Annotated in this window: 1 protein-coding gene; it reads right to left on the bottom strand. The window is 63.3% G+C overall.

The window, feature by feature from the left end; genetic code table 11:
• A partial coding sequence (locus LGZ99_RS24570; RefSeq protein WP_262979866.1) for a toprim domain-containing protein occupies positions 1-681 on the bottom strand: 681 nt, incomplete at both ends.

Raw genomic sequence — 681 nt, 5'->3', positions numbered from 1 at the left:
GCTGAACACCGCGCCCGGCGCCGTTCCCTGTCCCAGCCAGACCGCCTGTTGCAACGCCAGCCCCAGCGCATGTTCGGCGTTACCGCTTTTGAGCGCATAGTCATTGGCATCCATGCCCGGCGGGAACTGTACCCGCCATGCCTCGATACCGGATTCCAGTAAATCAGCCGCCACACTGGCCGCGCCACGGTCTCCGGCCTCGTCCCGGTCAAAGGCAATCAGCACCCGTTTCACGCCGTGATACTGCAAGGCTGCGAGGTGCTCGCGGTTAAACCCGTTCACCCCGAACGCGGCAATCACGTTGCGGAACCCGGCACACCAGAACGTCATGGCATCGATCAGCGCTTCGCACAGGATAATTTCCGAAGCGGCTTTCATCGCTTCCTCATTCCAGACCCCGGCTAGCGGTGACGGCAGGTACAGATGCTTTGGGCTGTCTTTCAGCACTTTGTAATCCGGCTGGGTTCGGCGGCCATACAGTTGCAGCACCCGCCCGCGGCTGGCCACGCTGGCCGATTCGGCCCAGCCGATCACCGGCACCACCACGCAGCCCCGGAAGTGATCCTGCCGGGTAGTGGTACGCAACACGCCCAGCCCCGACAGCTTGTCGCGCAGTTGCTGGCCTTCCTGACTGCTCTTGGACGGTAATAAGCCCGCTGAACCGCCGATCCCGTGATGGCC

Origin of the sequence: Photorhabdus temperata (assembly GCF_025384845.1) — a bacterium.
Lineage (GTDB): Bacteria > Pseudomonadota > Gammaproteobacteria > Enterobacterales > Enterobacteriaceae > Photorhabdus > Photorhabdus temperata.
Note: the sequence above shows the minus strand (reverse complement) of the source record. Positions and strands in the feature narration are given on the sequence as shown.